Source organism: Acidicapsa ligni, from assembly GCF_025685655.1.
GTDB classification, from domain to species: domain Bacteria; phylum Acidobacteriota; class Terriglobia; order Terriglobales; family Acidobacteriaceae; genus Acidicapsa; species Acidicapsa ligni.
In genome coordinates, this window is the sequence record NZ_JAGSYG010000007.1 from 55,839 (window position 1) to 74,231 (window position 18,393).

Genomic DNA, 18,393 nt, shown 5'->3' on the forward strand with positions numbered 1-18,393 from the left:
CTTCCCTCATCCTCTTGATTTTGACGAACTTCATATCGTGTCCGCCAATTCCAACAGTTTTGCAATACAGTCCTCAAAGTGGACGTGCTCCTGCGATCTCTGAGCGAGAAAATCGCGTAGAAGCGGTCTGGCTTGCAATGCTCTATCCAGATCCTCATCTGAACCTGGTTTATATGCTCCGATGCGCACCAGATCCTCAGACCGCGCGTAAGCTGCCATCAAGCGTCGCACTAGAGCCGCCGCATCGCGATGATCCGAGCCCGCGACTGCAGACATCAGGCGGCTTATCGAATCCAATACGGCAACAGGGGGATACCACCCCTCGGCGGCCAGTGCTCTCGACAGTACGACATGCCCGTCAAGCAGCGAACGCACCGCATCGACAAGAGGATCCTGCTGATCGTCCCCCTCCATAAGTACCGTGTAAAAGGCCGTAATGGAACCCGTCTTGAAGTTGCCAGCGCGTTCTACGAGCTTGGCTAGTCGAGAGAACACCGACGGCGTATATCCCTTGGCCGTAGTCGGTTCTCCCGCAGCCAGACCAATCTCTCTCGCCGCCATGGCGAAACGGGTCAGCGAGTCCAGCACGAGCAATACATGCTTGCCCTGCGCGGCATAGTGCTCTGCGACGCTGGTCGCCGCAAGCGCTGCTCGTATTCGCATCAGAGGTGACTGGTCTGAAGTGGAGACCAGTACTACAGATCGTTTTAGCCCCTCATCGCCGAGCGCATCTTCGAGAAACTCCCCTACTTCGCGTCCTCGCTCCCCAACGAGCCCCACTACGGTAACATCCGCTTCCGTATTACGAGTCATCATTCCGATCAGAGTGCTTTTACCTACGCCAGAGCCTCCAAATATGCCTATCCTCTGGCCGCGCCCCACCGTCAGCAAAGCATCCAGCACCCGAATACCCGTTCCCAGTGGTGTCCGAATCGGTGTCCGCTCCAGTGGCAATCGAACCGGACCATCCAGCCGTAGTGCATCGGTCGATATCAGCTTCCTGCCTCCATCAATGGGTTCGCCCAACGCATTCAGTACTCTGCCCATAAGCGCTGGCCCAACCGCTATCTCGGGACTCGTTCCCAATGCCTCAACCGTATCCCCATAACGAATCCCCTCCGAAGAGTTGACCGGCATAGACAATACAGTAGAGCCCCGAAATCCAATCACTTCCGCCAAATGCGCGCAGCCCTGTTGATCGATAATCTCGCAGCACTCGCCCACGGAAGAGATTGGTCCTGTCGACTCAATCGTCTGTCCAATGGCCTCCAGCACTCGTCCCTTCCATCGCCACGGCTGGCCACGCCGTAGACTCTGAAAGTAGCGTTCAAGCATGGAAGCATCGGCTGTAGGCGAAGAATTCAAGGCCGACTTCCCATCGAATTATCCGGCAGCAGATCCTCATGCGGAACAGCATTACGACTCCCGCCGGGGTAGCCAAAAAATCCCCGCTCAATTTCCTTCAACTGAGACCAGAGACCCATGTCGGCCGATCCCAGATCCGTTTCCAACCTGCACTCGCCCAATCCCATCTGCTCTTCGCCAATAACCTCGGGGCGCAGCCGCAAACCTGGCATGAGCGCCAAGGATTCTTCCCACATTCCTCGATCCTGTACCGGCACTCTAAGTCGAACCGTAGTCGAGTCGGTAAGTTGACCTAAGGCAACCCGCACGGCTCCGGTCAGCAGAAGAGGGTCCGCCTGCGCCTCACGTCGCAATACCCGGGCAGCAATCGCCAGTGTCAAGCGCACCGATTCATGCTCCAATCGTTGCAAATATCGCAGCCGACTCTCGTCAAAGCTTTCCAGAAGCGCCGCAGCCTGGGCACATAATCGATTCTGCTCTCCCTCCAAATATTGAGCTGCTGCTTCGCGAGCTTGAGCTTGACCAATTTCTATTCCTTCGGCTCTGCCACGCTCCTCCGCTCTGCCAGTCTCTTCTGCGATCAAACGCTCTGTCTCTTGAGAGATTTCATTCTCGCCTAAATCGGAAGATCGATTGGACACAGAAGGCTCTTCCCCTGTTCTGTTGTCCTGCCAATAAGGCAAAGCCTCTATACCTCCCGAATCGTCGAGGATGATTTCAGGGAACTGAAGCCCTGGCAGCGAAGGGCCGTCCCTCCTTGGAGATTCGGGATAGACAAAGCTCTCAACGTGTTGTGCAACACCTTTTCTCTGTGGCATATCAGACTGCAACATCTGCCTCCTCTTCAGCCCCTGTGGCTGCTCCGGCTTGACTCATACTCAGGCCAGCATCTCGTCGCCGGTCTCCATCTTCAGAATCACCTTGCCCTCGGACTCCAGCCGCCGCGCGAGATTAAGAATCTCCTGTTGCGCCGCAGCTACTTCGCGAGACCGCACCGGTCCCAGCACTTCCATGTCTTCTTTCAGCATTTCAACGGCGCGCGAACTCATCGCCTTGAAGACCTGGGCACGCAACTCCTCATTCGCACCACGCAGTGCCAGTGCCAGTTGACGTTTATCGACACCCGACACAATCTCTCGAATCGTTGCCGGAGGTACTGTCACCAGGTCTTCGAAGGTGAACATCAGGTTGCGAATATTGAGCGCCAGCTCCGGCTGGCCGGTTTCAATCGACTCCAGAATCCTCTTCGCCTCTTCAGCATTCACCCGGTTTAGCAGATCGGCGACAGCCTTGAAGCCCGAGTAGCTTTTGCGCTTGGTATCTCCCACATTTTCCAGACGGCGGTGCAGAATCAACGCCACCTTCTGAGCCATCTCCGGGGAGAACTGCCTCATCTCCGCGAGTCTTTGAATCGATACGACCTTGTTCTCTTCCCGCAAGTTGTCTAAAACCAGAGAGGCCCGCCGAGGATCGAGATGCGCGAGGACCAAAGCAATCGTCTGCGGATGCTCGGAATCCAGGAGTTTGCCTAATTGCTGTGGATCGGTCTTCTGTAATTTGGCCAGGTTGCCCTGGCTTGCTTCCTGTGCACGACGCACCAGCATCAGCAAATCATCTGCACGCTGCTTGCCAAAGGTGTCCTGAAGTAAACGGGCGGCAAAATCCAGGCCGCCATGAACCATCACATGCTGCGTCTCCAGTAACTCCCAGAATTCCTGCATAACTTCGCCAGAAACCTCGGGGGAAACGCTGCGCAGATCCGCGAGTTCCTCAGTGATCCGCTGTACATCCACCTCAGGCAAGACGCGGAGAATCTCTTTGGCTACATCTTCTCCAACCGCGATCAACAGGATCGCTGCTTTGCGTATACCGCTCATCTGCGCAGTTAAACGCTTTTGTGGTGCTCCGTCCTGTCCTGGTTCCGTCAAACCAACCTCCGCTCATTTCATAGCTATACCAAATGCTTAGTCTGAATGAATCCAACTCTGCAACAGTCGCGAACTCTGCGTTGGATCGCGTTTCAAGGTATTCGTTACCTGATCGAAGACCTGCTGAACTCGCTGCCGCTCCGCATCCTGGACCGCAGACTCTGCAGGGGGCAGTGCGGCTTGAACTGAGTTTCCCGCCAGTTCACCCGCATTCTTTGCCATGAGAGCAGGATCTGTTCTGGACCGTCGCAATGCAGGCCTGATTCCCAACAGAATGAGCATCAGTATCCCCACTAGAACTGTTCCGTACTTGATCAATACCGGCGAATCTTCTGCCATCTCCAGGACCTGTCGAATAGGGGACGTAGCCGCTGCATTTCGATTTTCGTCAAAAGCCAGATCCTGAACCGAGACCAGATCGCCACGGTTCGAATCGAAGCCCACTGCTGCCTGAGCCAGCGAAGTTAATGTACGCAATTCTTCTGGCGTCCGTGGCTGCCAGCTTGCAGTTTTTCCCTTCTGTGCCAAGGTGGCGAGTCTGTCGTTGACGACGATTGCAGCCGTAAGCCGGCGAATATGCCCGGGCGCCTCCGTTGTATGTTTCACCTTGCGCGAAGTGCCATATGTTCCGCTTTCAGTCTTGGCATTCTGCGGCGGTGAAACCTGTTGCGGATACACCGGCAGCGTCTGCGAGTTTGGTGCGTTGCTGGCCGTTCCCGGAACTCCCGCCGCAATCGGCTGCGCTCCTGTCGTCTGTTCCGTTCGCTGCATCGAGAGAGTCACAGTCTGTGCGGGATCGTAAGTCTCATCGGTCTCTTCGATTGCCGTTGGATCGTAATCGACCGTTACCGACGCACGCACATTGCCTGGACCTGTTACCGGCTCCAGAGTCTCAACCAATTTAGCCTCAAGCGCCTGCTCCATCCCCAGTCTCATAGCCTCACTACTCTTGGGACCCAGGGGAAGATGTCCGCTCGCATCCACCAGCGAAACCTGGGCCGGTGACAATCCATCGACCGCCGAAGCCACCAGATTGCGAATGGCTTCATCCTCTCCATCTGCAAGCGAGCGATGCCGTAACGTGAGAACCACCGAAGCCTTAGCCGGTCTCTCCTGATCGCGGAACAGCGAATCATGCGGCATCACCAGATGCACTCGCGCCGACTGTATATCACTCAGCGTCGCCACTGTATGCTCCAGTTCACCCTCGAGCGCACGCTGATAATTTACCTGCTCGTCGAACTCTGAACCCACCCAGTTCGGCTTGTCGAAAAGCTCGAACCCAAGCCTTCCACTACGAGGACCACCTTTAGCCGCTGTTGCCAGCCGCGCCTTATCCAGTTGTCCAACAGGAACCAGCAGAGTTGTCCCGTTTGCAGCAAGATCAAACGGAATTTGAGCCTGGGTAAGAACCTGAGCCATTTGCCGGGAATCCTCGGGGTCAAGTCCCGCATAGAGAGTTCGCCAGTCGGTTCGAGTTGCGTACCATATCAATCCACTCACAGAGGCCAATACCAACCCTGCCGTCACCAGCATCCAACTGCGCTGCCGGCGAGGGAGAGTAGACCAATGGGCGACCCAATGCCCCGCCAGATGACCAGCCCCCTGCTCCCACCACCCCGTCATCCGCTCCAACGCCGGCATCCCTGCCTGGGACCCCAAGGGTTGGGCACCTGGTACGTCGCTGGGACGTCCAGTCGATTCCGCCGGAGCCGAGGCTGCCTTATTCAACTGTGTCCCTGTTGCCATGACTCTCTGAACTCCGTCCGGTTATCCATCGTTTTCGATCTCATCCTGTGCATATCCGCGCATGGCAAACCTCAGGTCAGAACTGCATGCCCATCACCTGCTGATATGCAGACAAGGCCTTATTGCGGACAGACAATACCAGCTCAAACCCCATCTCTGCTTTTTCCGTAGTGATCATGGCTTCATGAACATCTACGCCCGTTCCAGACATCAGTCCCTCAACGGAAGATCTGGCCTGACGTTCCAGCAGATCCACCTGTCCTACCGCTTCCGTCAATAGATCCCCAAACGGAACGGTCATCGATGCTGGTGCAGGTACAAAACCAGCGGAATCAATGCCTGTCATCACGGCCTGACCAACTCCGCCACCAACGGCCGATATAAATGGGTCGAGAGGCATAACGGGAGCCAGAGCACCACTGGAGATCGAAGCCATCTGCGTTACCGGAATCATGCGGCCACCTTCGGCTGTTCCATTCTTTGCTTACGAGCACTCTGAGATATGTTCACTTGGCAATCTCCAGAGCTGAGCTGATCATCGATTTCTCTGCCTGCACCGCCGAGCCATTCAGTCCGTACGCGCGCGTAGCACCCATGAGGTCGACCATCTCCGTAAGAGGATCAATATCCGGATAGGAAACATATCCCTGCGCGTCCGCGTCCGGATGGCTGGGATCGTATCTCTTCAAAGGAGGAGACGAATCTTTCACCACCCCCGCAATATGAACACCAGGCGCAACCTGACTCGAACCAGAGAGATTCAGACCGGATAAGTCGCCAGCAGTCTCTCCTGACAAGAGAGGCCCGGACGAGTTCGAGCTAATCAATCTGCCTGCGAGTTGCCCCGCGAAGCTCTTGTCTCCGCTTCCAGACGAAAAGATTACATGCTGCCTCTGATATGGAGTACCTGCCGCTGTTCGCGTAGTCTCAGCATTGGCCATGTTGGCTGCCACCACTTCTGCGCGCATCCGCTCGGCCTGCATCGCCGCACCTGAGTTATCAATCATTCCAAAGAGATTCATTCCACTCCTTCGCACCCGGTTCCAAGTCTTCAGCTATTCTCGGCCTTCAGCTATTTGGCATCCGCATGTATTGCATCCATCACTCGCGTGTATTCTCTCTTGAGCAAAGCCACACCAGTCTTGAACTTCAACTGTGCCTCGGCCAGGTTCAAGCTTTCCCTGTCCATTGAGACATTGTTGCCATCTGGCCTGACGACAAGACCATCCACATCGAAGATCCGAGGATTGATTGCAGAGCCCCCTATCTCATCAACACCTGTCATAGCTCTCCGCATTTCGCCTTCAAAATCCATCCCCACAGCACGATACCCAGGCGTATCGATATTCGCCATGTTCCTCGCAGTGATCTGAATCTGCCGCGTATCCAGATCCATATAACGCGCAATTTCATTACTTAATCGCGTTGCAATTTCCATCGCCTCACCATTTCCTGACCGCTACGCATCCGATAAAATCTGCTGCACTTACAGCTCTAGGAACAACTCATCTGTCCCTGAAAACGCTAAGAGCAATAAACGAATGGGCAGCTTCAATTCCCCTGCGAAAATCCAAAATCGATCTCCGCTGCAGTAATTACCGGATCATCTCCGGCCAGGATGGCTGCCCGCTCCAGCACATGCTCCAGTTCACGCACATTTCCCGGCCACACATGCACCGCTAATGTGGCCATTGCAGAAGAGTCCATCCGCTTCATGGGTGTCTTGCGGCCCATGCGTTCCAAAAAATGACCTACAAGCTGTGGCAGATCTTCCATGTGCGCAGCAAGCGGTGGAGTACGAATCAAAAAAACAGCGAGGCGATAATAAAGGTCCGCTCGAAACAGCCCTTTCTGAGCATCTTCCGAGAGTGGTTGATGGGTCGCTGCCACGATTCGCACATCGACTTTTACTGTTTCGTTATCCCCGATCCGTTGCAATTCCCCACTCTCAAAAAATCGCAGGAGTTTCGATTGCAGGCCTAGCGGCATTTCTCCTATCTCATCTAGAAAGAGAGTTCCGCCGTCTGCCGACTCTATTCTGCCGATTCTTCCTTGAACGGCCCCGGTAAATGCCCCGCGCGTATGCCCAAACAGCTCAGCCTCGAGCAATGCTTCCGGGATAGCGGCACAGTTTATAGCAACAAACGCCTTACGGCAGCGTGGAGATAGTCGATGCAAGGCCTCTGCAACCAGTTCCTTGCCTGTGCCGGTAGGCCCCTCAATCAATACCGGCGTGGTTCTACCTGCGACAAGACGAATACGCCGGCTGACTTCTAACATGACGGCACTATCCCCGACCAGGTCTGGAATTCGATCTATCGCAGTTGCCCGTTTGTACATGCCACGAATGCCTATATCCGGTGTTGTCACACGCAAGTTTTGTACGGCCGCATCTCCCGCATGCCTGTCACGATCTGATCTGTCACGATCTGGATCGATCAAGATCGAAGATTGGATCGTCGGAGAGGGCAAAAACGCATCGGGGACTTCAGTGCCTGGAAAAGTTGCCTCAGTTGCATCCGCCCCATCCATCACCGGAGCAGCCTTCCATGCCGCCGTGTCGCCTTCCTGGCTTCGGCGTAGCGCATACAACAGTTCCTGACGATATGGGCTCCGCGGGCTATCCGGAACAGTCGCTCCATCGGTCATGACCACATCGACGGTCGGATACTCACGGCGAAAATCTTTCAGGAATTCTCTTACCTCCAAATCAGGCAACCATGGATCGACCAGCAGTGCTTCCAGAGACGTCCCCTGTGCCGCAGACCAGGCCTCAGCACCACCGGGAGCTTCCAATACCTGCCATCGTAATCCTCCCAGCGCCTCGCTCAATTTTCCCCGGAAGCTGGAATCCGAGCTCGCGATCAGAACGATTCTCATCCGTGAACGTGAAGAGGAAGCGGCTGTGAACGGAACCGGCATCGTAGAGGCCACTGAAACGGGTGAAGGAAGCATAGTAATCTCCTGAACTCAATATTCTTGTGACCTATCCGCGTAATGGAAAGACAGACAGAGGAAAAATGGCAGCATCGGCGTTGATATCAGATTTCGTCCGATCTACGGGACCGTCCTGCGACGAAGCCAAAAGTGGCGAAATCAAGGGTGGAATTGGAAGATGTATTTCTGCCTCGGAAGGCACAACATACCCGTGTCCCCGCACGGTACGCAGCAGGTATCCGGGTGGTGGATCCTTCAGTTTGCGTCGCAGGTAATTTACATAGACATCCACAATATTGGTGGTTTGTGCCGGCTCCATATTCCATACCGCATCCAGCAGTTCAACGCGGGAGATGCATTGGCCGCGATGCAGCATCAGGTGTTCCAGCAACGCAAACTCCTTGTTGGTTAGAGAGATGAGTTCTCCAGCTCGATGAGCCGTATGATCAAGCCGATCGAGTTCCAGATTGCCTGCCCGTAGCATCAGCCTGGCTTCCCTCTTGCGGCGTAGCAATACCCTGCACCGAGCCCGTAGTTCATGCAGGCTGAACGGCTTTACCATGAGGTCATCCGCTCCGAGATCGAGGCAGCGAATTCGTGTCTCTATTTCATCGCGCCCAGTGAGTATCAGCACCGGCAACTGCGAATCCGATAAGCGGATCTCAGCCAGAACCTGCTCTCCGTCCTTTACCGGCAGGTTCAAGTCCAGTATGGTCAGATCCGGCAAATCCTGATGAAACGCTGCCACCGCTTCTGCGCCATCAAAGGCGCAGCGAACTCTGTGCCCCTCGGATTCCATCCCTCGCGTAAGAAACATCCCTAAAGCCCGATCGTCTTCAGCAATCAACAACCGCATAGAATTTCTCCGTCCTACAGCTTGCGGTAGGCAAGACTTCGCCGCTCGCGTCATCTCGCGTGGTCTCACGTCGCCCCGCGTCTGTTTGTTCCTATCCGATCTCCCGCGCATTGTCGGAGATGGGGTTAGAGTCTGTTCTGGTGTGCTTGCTTCACGATCCTCTCCGGGTTGGAAACTTTCAAGAGAAATGCAAAATCCACGGATGGGACAATTCCGGGATTGGGAGGCGCTCATCAAAATTCCCAAAAGTGTCCTAATTCCTCACACACAGTCCCTCGGAACTTTGTCTTCACCAAGGAGGCATAAGAGAATCTAGATTTGGCTGGAGAAAGAACAGCGAAAATAGTTCTCGCAAATTCGCTTTTCATTCGCTATAATGCGCGCATGGCAGTTACACGCAGGCAAAAAGAAGTTCTCGATTTTCTGGAGTCGTTTGTCACCCGCAACGGCTATTCGCCTTCCTTCGAAGAGATCGCCAGAGGTCTCGAACTCAAGTCGCTGGCGACGGTGCATAAGCACATTTCCAACCTCGAAAAAAAGGGGTTACTCGATCGTGTCCACAACCGCAGCCGCTCGATCGACGTCGTGCCGGCAGGCACGCGCACGCGGACCAGCGAGCGTTTGCCTCTCATGGGGCGTATCGCCGCCGGTCTGCCTGTAGAAGCAGCCGAAAATACAGAAAGCATCTCGCTACACGATGTTGTCGGAAACAAGGATGTCTTCGCGCTTGAAGTTCGTGGCGACTCCATGCGCGATGAACACATCATCAGCGGTGATTATGTCCTGGTAGAACGCACTCGTACTGCCCGCCAGGGAGAGATCGTGGTCGCCCTCGTGCGCGGCTCAGAGACCACGCTCAAGCGCTTCTATCTCGAGGGCAGCCAGGTGCGCCTGCAGCCCGCCAATCTGGAAATGGAACCCATCATGATCCCTGCAGGCCAGGTTGCCATCCAGGGCCGTGTTCTCGGGGTTTTGCGCCGATATCGGTAGAAGGGCCATCTGTTGATCAATATTAAAATCCAAGACAAAAAGGCGGCCGGGCATAACGCCCGGCCGCTTTTTAAAATGCTTAAGTAGTTTCTGGAAACTTACGCCAGAATCTGATTGACCTTCGCTTCGATTACGTCTTTCGGCACGTACCCAACGATCTGATCAGCTACCTTGCCGCCCTTGAAGAACAGCAGTGCCGGAATTCCGCGGATACCGTACCGCGACGGCGTGGCGCCATTCTGGTCCACGTTGACCTTTGTGACCTTTAATTTGCCAGCATAAGCTGTGGCCAGTTCATCGACGATCGGTGCAATTGCCTTACATGGCCCACACCAGACTGCCCAAAAGTCAACCAGCACAGGCTGCTCCGATTGCAGCACTTCCTGATCGAACGTCGCATCACTTACTTCCAGAACTCCAATTCCTGCCATCATTCTCCTCGCGGTACTGACATCTCAGTGTAACCGCACCTACCACTCAATGAGATGCAGGATTGTGTCGGAAGTCGCAAAGTACCCGTACTAGCAATAAGGCTGGATAAATTAAATCGATTAAGAAAGCAATTTGAGGGCAAAAAATTAAAGCGCCCGGATCCCATAAAGGAATCACGGACGCTAGAGCAGCCCTCCCCCAGAACTGCCCACACGACGAATCTAGGGTTTTCGTTATAGAAAAGCAAGAAATCTTAGGTAATACAAAAACCAGTCACTAACGGGGGATATGATTCGCACTCCAATTACCTGCATTTACGCTGCAAAATCTCAGAAAAACTCTACTGATTCAGTGTTACTCCGCGGTGCTCAAAGCTCGTAACAAGGATTTCCGCGTCCGCATCGTCCCCTAGGGTCTCTAAAACCGCCGAGGTGGCGTCTACAACTGCATCCGGACCTGAAACGATCAGCAATACCGATGGACCCGCTCCACTCAGCGCTACGCCAAGAATGCCATGACTACCGGCAAGTGGCAGCAGACTCGGCAGCAGAGGACAAATCTCCATCCGATACGGCTGATGAACCCTGTCCGCCATTGCCGGACGCAGCAACTCCCCGCGCCCATGCGCAAACGCCAGCCCCAGCAGCGACGCCGCCTGAATATTAGCAACAGCGTCAGCCCGCGAATACTCTGCCGGCAGGACAGCCCTGGCCTTGCTCGTTGCCAGCGGTGTCGTCGGAATCACCACAAGAGCCCGCCAGTCCTGTGGAGGCTCAACCCGCGCCGCGTGGACAGTTCTTCCCTCGCATGCCGCAATCACCAGCCCGCCGAGCCAGCACGCGGCCGCATTATCCGGATGCCCTTCCTGCACACAAGCCTCGGCCAAAATCTGCGCCGAAGTCCACCCCAATCCGCCAAAGTGGACGGCCAGGGCAATGGCGGCCAGTCGTCCGGCAGCCGATGACCCGCAACCCATTCCCAGCGGAATCTGGTTATGCATCGTTACTGCAAGCGCTGGTGCCACAATGCCTTCCCGCTCCAACAACTCACAGTACGTAGTCAGAATGAGATTTCCATCCGTCACCGAGCAGAGATCTGCATTCCGTCCAGTCGCGATAATAGAAAAACTCTCAGCAACCTCAGCCTCAATCTCCAGGTGGAAATCAAGCGCCACAGCAGCCGTATCAAAAGCCGCGCCAAGATTCGCAGAAGTAGCAGGCAAACGCAGTCGAAATCCAGAACCCACGGCTAGCTCCACTTGCTCTGAATTTCTTCCAGTGCCTTTAGCACTGCCGCAGGCGTAGCCTCAACCTCAACGGCATTCCGGCGCAGCGCGACAATCTCCGGCAGTACCGGAGCAGTCTCAGACTCGGTCAACAGCGTTCCACGATGAAAATCGATCGTGTAATCCGCATCCTTCAAGGTGTGTCCGGTCAGGATCATGACCACCGTATCGGAGGCAGCAACCTTCCCCTGCGCCACCAGCTTCTTCAGACCAGCCAGGGTCACTGCCGAGGCGGGCTCGCACCCAATGCCTTCGCGACCAAGTTCAGCCTTGGCGACTGCGATCTCCGCCTCGCTTACGTCCAGGCACCATCCGCCAGTCTCGTGGATAACCTTGGATGCCTTCCTCCACGAAGCTGGATTGCCGATGCGTATTGCGGTTGCTCTCGTGTTCGCCTCAACCGGCTCCAGAGATTGTCCATCGTTCGCCGCAAAGCTTCGCGCCAGCGGATTCGCTCCCTCAGCCTGGATCACCGAAATTTTAGGCAACCGCGAAATCAACCCTAGCGCCTTCATCTCGCGAAACCCTTTGCCCAGCGCGGAACCGTTCGCCAGGTTTCCGCCCGGAACCAGGATGTGCTCCGGCACAGCCCAGTCAAAGTACTCCACGATCTCAAGCGCTGGCGTCTTCTGCCCCTCTAAGCGATAAGGATTCACCGAATTCAGTAAGTAAATCGGCGCTTCCTGTACGATCTGCGACAGTACCTTCATGCAGCCGTCAAAGTCCGTCGCGAGTTGGCACGTCACAGCGCCATAATCCATCGACTGCGCTAACTTCCCCCACGCGATCTTCCCCTGCGGGATCAGCACCAGGCACTTCATTCCTGCCCGCGCCGCATACGCAGCCATCGCCGCCGACGTGTTCCCTGTCGATGCGCAGGCTACCCACTCATAGCCGCGCTCTTTGGCCACGCTTAGCGCGGAAGTCATCCCCGTATCCTTGAACGATCCGGTAGGATTCATGCCCTGATGTTTGGCATAAATCTGGTCCACACCCAACGCCTTCGCCGCGCGGGGCAAGTGATAGAGCGGAGTGTTCCCTTCCCGCAAAGTCACAGCATTGCCAAAGCTGTTCAAAATTGGCAAGAACTCACGAAACCGCCAGACTCCTGAATGATCCAGAAGTTCTCCAGATGCGCGCCGCTCTCGCCAGAGCCATTTCAAAGCCCCGGCATTGGGACGATCCGTGCCACCAACCATTCCCCAACCCGGATACTCCACCTCAAAAAGATCGCCGCAATCTTTACAACGAAAGATTGAACCAGCCTGATCCCCGCGAATGCGCGTGCCGCAACCGAAACAGCGTAACTGATGCAGATTGTCGTTCATACAAGTGTTAGCCTACCAGCACGAGCCCGAATTTTGGGCCGAGGCGACCATGACCAACGACATCGCGCGGAAAAATTCATCCCTTCGAAAATTCCTGGGAAACACGTTAAGAAATATTCAGGGGAAGGTCTTCGCTCTGCTTTCGGTCTGTGTTCTATTCGCTGGTTCAGCTTACGCTGAACAGACCACTTTGCATATCGCCGCAGCAGCCGATCTTCAGCCAGTTCTGCCCCCCATCCTCGCCCAGTTTGAACAGGCAACAGGGATTCACGCCGAAGCCACATACCAGGCTTCCGCAGCGCTCACCACGCAGATTCAGAATGGCGCTCCCTTCGACGTATTTCTCTCCGCGGACCTCGGCTATCCCAAGCGCCTTATCGATGCAGGATTGGCCGACACCGCCGGCATCGTGAACACCAATGGCTTCTCTGACTCCAGCACTCCAGCAATTTATGCCAAGGGTACTTTGGTCCTTTGGACCCGCAAAGATTCGGCATGGCCAATGCCGACGCTGGCAACATTAAACGATCCCAAGCTGAAACGCCTGGCTATCGCTAATCCCGACCGCGCACCCTACGGGAAAGCCGCCATTGCCGCACTGACCAGCCTCAAGCTTCTCGATACCCTGAAGCCCAGGCTGGTGACGGCCGAAAACATCAGCCAGACTGCCCAATTCGCCGAAACCGGCAACGCCGACGCAGGTCTCATCTCACTCACTTCGGCCAGCACACAACATCTGCAAACTATCGGAAACTACGTTCTCATCCCTAAAGATCTTTACCCGCCCATAGAACAAGGCGCAGTCCTCGTCACCAACTCAAAGCAACGTCAGAACGCGCACAAATTTCTCGAATATCTCCTGAGTACCCCCATCCAGCAACAACTCGCCAAATCCGGCCTGACGCCGGTGAAGTAGCCCGATGCATTCGCTGGAATCAATGGACTGGCAAGCGCTCGTTCTCACCCTGAAACTCGCCGCCATCACCACCGCGATCCTCATCTGCATCGCCATCCCGATAAGTGCCTGGATAGTTCTAAGCCGTTCCCGCCTGCGCGCAGTTGCAGAGGCTCTGACGGCTCTTCCGCTTGTCCTGCCACCCACAGTTCTCGGCTTCTATCTACTTGTCCTGTTGGGCCCGCGCACCGGCATTGGTCGCACCATCGCTTCGCTACTAGGCCATCCGCTTGCCTTCTCATTCGCAGGACTGGCTGTGGGCTCCGTGATTTACAGCTTTCCTTTTGCAGTCCAGCCCATCGTCGCTGGTTTCTCGGCAATAGATCCGTCCCTCATCGATGCCGCCAAACTTATCGGCGCAAGTCCCATCCGCCTGGTCCGCACCCTGCTCATTCCCTTAGCCAGCCGATCATTGCTTACCGCATCCGTTCTCAGTTTTCTCCACACTCTCGGCGAATTTGGTGTAGTTCTCATGCTCGGCGGAGATATTCCAGGAGCCACCCGTACTCTTTCTATCGTGCTCTTCAATCAGGTCGAAAACTTCGACTACGCCGCAGCCAACCGCACCGCTGCGATACTGCTCATCCTGTGTACTGTCGCGCTGATCGCCATCTACGCTCGTCCCAGGAGCCGGAGTAACCGCAATGCTTGAGCTGAATCTCCAGGCCCATCGCGGCAGCTTCCATCTGAAAATCGAGTGCGTGTTAGCGTCTCCCTGGACCGTAATCTACGGCCCATCCGGCGCAGGCAAGAGCACCCTGCTACGCATGATTGCCGGCCTCGAAAAGCCGGATTCGGGCAACATCCTGTTCGATGACCGGCCTTTGACGGATACAGCCAAACACTTCCACAAGCAACCGGGTCAGCGAGGAATTGGTCTCGCGGCTCAACAACCTGCACTCTTCCCTCATTTAAGTGTTAAAGCCAACGTGATGTACGGCATTAAGAATTTAGACTCAACCACATGTAAAGCAAGGCTCAATACAATGCTTGACCTGGTTGGCGCAGCCCACCTTGTCGATCGCTGGCCACGCACACTCTCGGGTGGCGAAGCTCAGCGGGTTTCGCTTGCCCGGACACTGGCCCCCATACCTCGCCTGCTCCTGCTCGACGAACCACTCTCGGCACTCGACGCTGAGGCCCGCGATCAGGTTCTCGCCCAACTCCAAGGCTGGCTCGCCCAACAAAACATTCAGACTATCCTCGTCACCCATGATGCAGCGGATGCGCTGGCCACATCGGCTGAAGTCGCCATGATCCACGAAGGCCATCTCACCGCTCTCGGTCCCGCCAGCCAGGTTCTGGCCGCTGAACGGCAACGCATTCTGAACCGCCTCAATCGTGCTTCAAACTAACTTTTCCCTTTTCCAACCCACATCAATCCTGTAGCCTTGCCCGTGAAGCGAAACCCTATCTTTTCTGCCAAGGCAAACCCGATCATGTCCGATACAAACACACTCTCTCGGCGCGCCTTTCTCGCAGCCAGCAGCGCATTCGCTTCCAGCATCGCCCTCGGTCAATCTCCCTCAAACTCGCCGCTTACCGCCAGCGAAGTCATCTCCCGAATCAAGGCACATATCGGCGTTCCATGGATGGAGAAGACTGTAGATAATCTGCTCACGGGCACGCCTGAAACCCAGGTTCACGGCATTGCAACCACCATGATGGCCACCTTAGATGTGGTTCAGCGATGCGTAGCGCAGGGTAGCAACATGGTCATAACCCACGAAACACCCTTTTATCTGCATCAGGATCAGACCGCCGACATCGCCGACGACCCCACGCTTCGCTTCAAGCTGGATTTCTGCAAAAAGAACGAAGTCGCCATCTTCCACTTCCACGATCACTGGCACGCACGCCACCCCGACGGTATAGCCCAGGGAATGGTCGAGCAACTTGGCTGGCAAAAGTTCGTAAGCGACCCTGCTGACCCGAAAAAGCTCACATTTCCGGCTACACCTCTTGCAGCCTTCGCGCGCCAGATGCAGACTCGCCTCAACGCCACGACTCTCCGTGTCATCGGCGATCCGCAGCTACCTATCCGTCACGTGCAGACCAGTTGGGGATACATCAGCCGCGAATCCGGAATCAAGATAATCGAGCAGCCTGAAACCGATCTGCTCATCTGTGGCGAAACTCGGGAATGGGAACTCGTCGAATACGTGCAGGACAGCATTACGGCGGGAAATAAGAAAGCTCTTATCGTCGTAGGCCACGTTCTCTCGGAACAGGGCGGCATGATCTTATGCGCAGATTGGCTCCGAGACTTTATTAAAGAGGTCCCAATCCAGTTCGTCCCATCACCAGAACCATTTTGGAACCCAGCCAATCCACCCAAAAACTAATTGAAGTTAGAGTATTTTCACTTTCAATGGGTATAAACCTCCAAGATGCCGAATCCTCAACGCTGTTATACGCAAAGGGCAGAGGCAAATTCTCACTAAAAACCAACCATCACCGGCTCCATCGCCAGAGCAATCCCAAACCTCTCGGAAACTCCTGCCACAATGACATCCCGCAGAACTAACAGATCCGCAGCCGTTGCCCCACCTAGATTCACCAACGCCAGTGTGTGCCGCGAAGAAATCCCGGCTCTCCCCAGCCGAAATCCTTTTGGAAATCCAGCCTGCTCGATCAGCCACGCCGCGGGTAATTTCACAAGCCCCTCGCCTGCCGGATAAGAGGGCGGCACAGATCCGAGCTGAGCAGATCCAAGCCGAGCCGACAGATGAGCAAACTCCACAGCAGAGACCACAGGATTCTTGAAGAAACTTCCTGCACTCCGACAATCCGGATCTCCTTCAACCAGCAGCATCCCCTTCGACTGCCTGATATGGTGTACAGCGTTCGCAACCTCCAGTAACCCCGGATTACTGCCCGCCGTAAATACCTTTTGCAAATCCGCATAGCGTAGATTTACCTCACCACCCGGCCGAAGCCGATAATCCACCCGCGTCACCAGAAACTGCCCGCGTGCAGTCGAATTGAAGACGCTGCTGCGATACGCAAATCCACACTCCGCCGCTGTCATCTCACGAAACTCAAGCGTCTCCAAATCCATCACTCGGACACCTAGGATCGTCTCAGCAACTTCCTGCCCATAGGCCCCAACATTCTGCACCGGAGTTCCGCCAACTGTCCCAGGAATCCCCGCCAGACACTCAATTCCCGCACAGTTTTGCATCACTGCCAGCGAGACAAACTCATCCCAATCTTCGCCAGCGGCCACTCGAAAGAGCATTCCCGAATCGCTAGGAAATGTCCCAATCCCCTTCAACACAACCCGCAATACCAGCCCCGAAAACCCGGCATCCGAAATCAGCAGATTACTCCCTCCCCCCAACACGAACAGCGGCACCGCACGGTCCCGCGCCCAACGCACGGCATCCACAACATCTGCCTCACTGGCCGCCTCAACAAACCAACGCGCCGGACCACCGATCCCAAATGTAGTAAACGGTGCCAGCAACACTTGCTCTTGAATCTCCATTTCCGCAGCCTACAACACCAGCCCTCAACTTGGCCTAAAACCGGTGCGCTGTTAACAAGACCCGTGCTACCATGCCCGCTATGAGCTTGATGAACCGAAGAAATTTTCTTTCGCTAAGTGCCGTTGCAGCTGGCGCCGCCATTCTCCCGAACGCCACAAAAGATGCGCTGGCAGCTGATCAAACATCCACGGGTAATCCCGGCAGCTTTGACTTCATCTTTCTCACCGATACGCATCTCCAGCCGGAGTTGGATGCTGCCGCAGGCTGTGCCATGGCCTTCAAGAAAGTCCAATCCATTCCTGCAGACTTCGTCATTCAAGGCGGAGATCATGTTTTCGACTCGCTCGCCGTCGATCGCGCCCGCGTCGATCTGGTTACAAATCTCTATGCCGAAACCGAAAAGTCCATCCGTAAGCCAATTCATCACACCATCGGCAATCACGACCTCTTCGGCCTGTTTTCCAAGAAGGTCAACCCCGACAGCCCGGGCTATGGCAAAAAACTCTTCACCGAACTCCACGGCCCCACCTACTACTCCTTTGATCACAAGGGCTATCACTTCGTCGTGCTGGACAGCATCCAGCCCACCGACGACCGATCCTGGGAAGCGCGCATCGACGACCCGCAACTTGACTGGCTCGCGAGTAACCTCTCCAAGCTCGCTCCCGGCACGCCCGTAATCGCCTCCTGCCATGTCCCCCTGATATCTGCCGCAGGCGAGTACGCGGCTCCTGCTGCCAAATCAGGCTCTGGAGTAGCCGTCACCTCAGCAATTGTTCATCAGCAACTAACGGTAGCCAACGCCTACGATGTAATCCCTCTGCTCGAAAAGCACAACACCCTCGCCGTCTTCCAGGGACACACACATATCAACGAAGATATTTTGTTTCGTGGCGTACACTACGTCACCAGCGGAGCCGTTTCCGGCAACTGGTGGCACGGCACTCGATGGGGAATTCCGGAGGGCTTTACCGTCGTTAGCCTCCGCAATGAAAAAATCAGTTGGCGCTACGAAACCTACGGCTTCAAAACCATCGCCCCGGAGAACACTTAGATTGAGTCAACAGGCAACACCCG

19 protein-coding genes are annotated in these 18,393 nt (G+C 55.4%); 6 read left to right on the top strand and 13 right to left on the bottom strand.

Going from position 1 to position 18,393, the window contains the following annotated elements; all coding sequences use genetic code 11:
• Positions 1–30 precede the first annotated feature (30 nt).
• The 9 genes from OHL19_RS19885 to OHL19_RS19925 all read right to left on the bottom strand — a co-directional run bounded on the left by OHL19_RS19885 (position 31) and on the right by OHL19_RS19925 (position 8,835).
• Complete coding sequence (locus OHL19_RS19885) at positions 31–1,365, bottom strand: FliI/YscN family ATPase (protein WP_317890600.1); 1,335 nt, start codon at positions 1,363–1,365, stop codon at positions 31–33.
• Complete coding sequence (locus OHL19_RS19890) at positions 1,362–2,183, bottom strand: FliH/SctL family protein (protein ID WP_263359582.1); 822 nt, start codon at positions 2,181–2,183, stop codon at positions 1,362–1,364. Before OHL19_RS19890 ends, OHL19_RS19885 begins: the two co-directional genes overlap by 4 nt.
• A gap of 60 nt (positions 2,184–2,243) precedes the next feature.
• The gene (gene fliG, locus OHL19_RS19895) at positions 2,244–3,293 is read right to left on the bottom strand and encodes a flagellar motor switch protein FliG (RefSeq protein WP_263359583.1); all 1,050 of its coding nucleotides are present in this window, start codon (positions 3,291–3,293) and stop codon (positions 2,244–2,246) included.
• Positions 3,294–3,329: 36 nt separating this feature from the next.
• The gene (fliF, locus tag OHL19_RS19900) at positions 3,330–5,042 is read right to left on the bottom strand and encodes a flagellar basal-body MS-ring/collar protein FliF (RefSeq protein WP_263359584.1); all 1,713 of its coding nucleotides are present in this window, start codon (positions 5,040–5,042) and stop codon (positions 3,330–3,332) included.
• 76 nt (positions 5,043–5,118) lie between these two features.
• Positions 5,119–5,496: a flagellar hook-basal body complex protein FliE gene (gene fliE, locus OHL19_RS19905; RefSeq protein ID WP_263359585.1), complete on the bottom strand. Its 378-nt coding sequence runs from the start codon at positions 5,494–5,496 to the stop codon at positions 5,119–5,121.
• A 52-nt stretch (positions 5,497–5,548) separates the two neighbouring features.
• Positions 5,549–6,064, bottom strand: coding sequence for a flagellar basal body rod protein FlgC (gene flgC / locus OHL19_RS19910; protein WP_263359586.1), 516 nt, complete (start codon positions 6,062–6,064; stop codon positions 5,549–5,551).
• A gap of 50 nt (positions 6,065–6,114) precedes the next feature.
• Positions 6,115–6,480: a flagellar basal body rod protein FlgB gene (flgB, locus tag OHL19_RS19915; RefSeq protein ID WP_263359587.1), complete on the bottom strand. Its 366-nt coding sequence runs from the start codon at positions 6,478–6,480 to the stop codon at positions 6,115–6,117.
• A 113-nt stretch (positions 6,481–6,593) separates the two neighbouring features.
• Positions 6,594–7,997: a sigma-54-dependent transcriptional regulator gene (locus OHL19_RS19920; protein ID WP_263359588.1), complete on the bottom strand. Its 1,404-nt coding sequence runs from the start codon at positions 7,995–7,997 to the stop codon at positions 6,594–6,596.
• A 31-nt stretch (positions 7,998–8,028) separates the two neighbouring features.
• Positions 8,029–8,835, bottom strand: a complete 807-nt coding sequence (locus OHL19_RS19925; RefSeq protein WP_263359589.1) for a response regulator transcription factor — start codon at positions 8,833–8,835, stop codon at positions 8,029–8,031.
• A 384-nt stretch (positions 8,836–9,219) separates the two neighbouring features.
• On the opposite strand from OHL19_RS19925, the gene lexA reads away from it, so the two are divergent.
• Entirely contained in the window at positions 9,220–9,825 is a 606-nt protein-coding gene (gene lexA / locus OHL19_RS19930) for a transcriptional repressor LexA (RefSeq protein ID WP_263359590.1), read from the top strand.
• A gap of 98 nt (positions 9,826–9,923) precedes the next feature.
• Here the strand turns inward: lexA and trxA are convergent, their stop codons facing one another.
• The 3 genes from trxA to thrC form a co-directional block, all read right to left on the bottom strand.
• The gene (trxA, locus tag OHL19_RS19935) at positions 9,924–10,256 is read right to left on the bottom strand and encodes a thioredoxin (protein WP_263359776.1); all 333 of its coding nucleotides are present in this window, start codon (positions 10,254–10,256) and stop codon (positions 9,924–9,926) included.
• 341 nt (positions 10,257–10,597) lie between these two features.
• Entirely contained in the window at positions 10,598–11,503 is a 906-nt protein-coding gene (gene thrB / locus OHL19_RS19940; RefSeq protein ID WP_263359591.1) for a homoserine kinase, read from the bottom strand.
• 2 nt (positions 11,504–11,505) lie between these two features.
• Positions 11,506–12,870, bottom strand: coding sequence for a threonine synthase (thrC, locus tag OHL19_RS19945; RefSeq protein WP_263359592.1), 1,365 nt, complete (start codon positions 12,868–12,870; stop codon positions 11,506–11,508).
• A 49-nt stretch (positions 12,871–12,919) separates the two neighbouring features.
• On the opposite strand from thrC, the gene modA reads away from it, so the two are divergent.
• From modA to OHL19_RS19965, 4 genes are all read left to right on the top strand, one after another.
• On the top strand, positions 12,920–13,786 hold the full coding sequence (gene modA, locus OHL19_RS19950; RefSeq protein ID WP_263359593.1) for a molybdate ABC transporter substrate-binding protein: 867 nt from the start codon (positions 12,920–12,922) through the stop codon (positions 13,784–13,786).
• 22 nt (positions 13,787–13,808) lie between these two features.
• Positions 13,809–14,477 (top strand): molybdate ABC transporter permease subunit, encoded by a 669-nt coding sequence (modB, locus tag OHL19_RS19955; RefSeq protein ID WP_263359594.1) that lies wholly within the window; start codon positions 13,809–13,811, stop codon positions 14,475–14,477.
• Positions 14,470–15,180: an ABC transporter ATP-binding protein gene (locus tag OHL19_RS19960; protein ID WP_263359595.1), complete on the top strand. Its 711-nt coding sequence runs from the start codon at positions 14,470–14,472 to the stop codon at positions 15,178–15,180. The genes modB and OHL19_RS19960 overlap by 8 nt, the downstream gene beginning before the upstream one ends.
• 84 nt (positions 15,181–15,264) lie before the next feature.
• Positions 15,265–16,170, top strand: coding sequence for a Nif3-like dinuclear metal center hexameric protein (locus OHL19_RS19965; RefSeq protein WP_263359596.1), 906 nt, complete (start codon positions 15,265–15,267; stop codon positions 16,168–16,170).
• Between the two features lie 95 nt (positions 16,171–16,265).
• Here OHL19_RS19965 and OHL19_RS19970 read toward each other — a convergent pair whose 3' ends face one another.
• On the bottom strand, positions 16,266–17,315 hold the full coding sequence (locus OHL19_RS19970) for a UDP-N-acetylmuramate dehydrogenase (protein ID WP_263359597.1): 1,050 nt from the start codon (positions 17,313–17,315) through the stop codon (positions 16,266–16,268).
• 89 nt (positions 17,316–17,404) lie between these two features.
• Between OHL19_RS19970 and OHL19_RS19975 the strand changes: the two genes are divergently transcribed.
• The gene (locus tag OHL19_RS19975; RefSeq protein ID WP_263359598.1) at positions 17,405–18,370 is read left to right on the top strand and encodes a metallophosphoesterase family protein; all 966 of its coding nucleotides are present in this window, start codon (positions 17,405–17,407) and stop codon (positions 18,368–18,370) included.
• The last annotated feature ends 23 nt before the right edge of the window (positions 18,371–18,393 follow it).